Raw genomic sequence first — 2,104 nt, 5'->3', positions numbered from 1 at the left:
CATGAGAATTACCACAAACTGATTCGTGCCAGCCGAGAGAATCCTCAACGATCGAAGCGAAAATTCGCCCCATATCTGAATACAAGCAATTGCCTTTTGTGAGTTTAAATGTGTGCTGGCACTTGAGGGTATCAGGCGCGTTGTAGCGCTCTAATAAGTCCTCGGGGTTATAAAACAACATTCCAACGTTGGCGCCGCCAAGTAAGTCTGTTAGTCGTAAAATCGTGCCTTTACGTAAGCGAAAAGACCAATGTGAGCCTTCCGCAATTTGAGTGGTGTAAGAAATAGAACGGATGTACTCGCTCATAACTTGTCCTTACTTTCTTTTTTAATAGATGTAGCCGCGCAAAACACGACTGATTGCTAATGTCTCTTATTACTTCGATCTAAATAGGCTTATGCAACCTGTTGCGGAACAGGCCGAATGTCATCATCGATTTCTCGATATAGGTCATGATCAACCTGTCCTACCGCCAAATCGTAGGTAATGCCCGCGCCAAAGCGCTGAGGCGCTTGCTCGTCATGACGTAACTTATCGAAGACCCACAAACGTGTGCCAAGATAAAAACCTTCTTTCAGGTCATGTGTGACCATGAAGATAGTCAGCTTGTGCTCTTTCCATAGCTTGAGCACCAATGCGTGCATATCTGCACGTATACCCGGATCAAGCGCACCAAAAGGTTCATCCAATAACAGAATTCTCGGTTTACCAAGCAAGGCTTGTGCAATGGCCAAACGCTGCTTCATGCCACCAGATAACTCATGCGGGTATTTGTCGACCGCATAACTCAAGCCAACTTGATCTAGTATTTCTAAGGCTTCTTTTACCGCTTCTCTTCGCGCTTTGCCGAACAGCAAACCCGTAAAACCTTTACGCTGAAAACCTTTGCTTGTCACAACGTTTTCTAAAACCGTCATGTGCGGAAACACCGAATACTGCTGAAACACAATGCCCCGATCAGCTCCGGGTTCATTCGGGATAGGTTTGCCATCGAGCAAGATTTCTCCGCGGCTTGGCTCAACAGTTCCCAGTAACATGTTTAAGAAGGTGCTTTTGCCGCAGCCAGACGTGCCAACTAAGGTGACAAATTCACCCTGCTGTACGGTAACATCGAGCCCTTCAAGAACGACATTGTCGCCATAGGTTTTCCAAACCTTGTTCACCTGAAGCATCGGGGTATCAGACGTTTTTTCTATTGCTGAAGAATCAATCATGCTCATTGTCTTATGCTCTCTCATTCCAAGGGAACAACGTTTTGTTCAAGTGCTTTAAGCCTTGATCGATAAAGAACGCGAGCACAGTAATCCATGCGACATACGGCAAGATCACATCCATCGCCATATAACGTCTTACCAAGAAGATGCGGTAACCAAGCCCATCGGTTGAGGCTACGGCTTCAGCAGCAATCAGAAACAGCCACCCAGCACCTAACGATAAGCGCACTGCATCAATCAGTTTTGGAAGGATTTGTGGCAGTACCACACGCATTAAAATCTGACTCGTATTGGCACCTAAAGTCTGTGCTTTAACGAGTTGCTCGGGCGGAATCTCTTGTGTTCGTCGTTGAATATCACGCGAAATAAACGGCGTAATGCCGATGGCAATCAAGACAACTTTCGAGAGCTCACCTAGACCAAAAACGATGAACAAAATTGGCAGGATGGCTAAAGGAGGAATCAGTGAAACAACCGTCAGTAAAGGAGATACCCAAGCGGTAAACAAAGGCAAAGCGCCCGTTATTACTCCAACAAACAAGCCAATGGCCGCAGCGATTAATACACCTAGGCCAAGACGTGTGAGACTACTCGCTGTGTCCTGCCAAAAAACATAGTCGCCTGTGCGCTTGCTCGGTTCCAAGGCCATTCTTGATAAACCATCTCCAATCTGACTAAAACTCGGGAGGAGCTTGTCATTAGGATTCACTTCTAAACGCGCATCCGAACTCACCATATAAAGCACGATCATTAGCACGAAAGGTAGCAAGCCTAAGAACACTTTGAATGTTCTATCTGGCGTCTGGTTTATCAGTTTCTTCATGGCCTTGGCCTCACATCAATACAGGCATTCGTTTATGCTCTATAGCTTGCCGTCAGCAGCCATCTG

Annotated in this window: 3 protein-coding genes; all 3 read right to left on the bottom strand. The window is 46.2% G+C overall.

Going from position 1 to position 2,104, the window contains the following annotated elements; genetic code table 11:
• Positions 1 to 307 (bottom strand): DUF1989 domain-containing protein (locus A3738_RS28155; protein WP_156504564.1); only part of this gene is annotated, 307 nt, incomplete at its 3' end.
• 89 nt (positions 308 to 396) lie between these two features.
• Positions 397 to 1,215: an ABC transporter ATP-binding protein gene (locus tag A3738_RS28150; RefSeq protein ID WP_231876628.1), complete on the bottom strand. Its 819-nt coding sequence runs from the start codon at positions 1,213 to 1,215 to the stop codon at positions 397 to 399.
• Positions 1,216 to 1,225: 10 nt separating this feature from the next.
• Entirely contained in the window at positions 1,226 to 2,038 is an 813-nt protein-coding gene (locus tag A3738_RS28145) for an ABC transporter permease (RefSeq protein WP_068764013.1), read from the bottom strand.
• Positions 2,039 to 2,104 lie beyond the last annotated feature (66 nt).

The sequence above is a fragment of the Oleiphilus sp. HI0066 genome, assembly GCF_001635725.1.
Note: the sequence above shows the minus strand (reverse complement) of the source record. Positions and strands in the feature narration are given on the sequence as shown.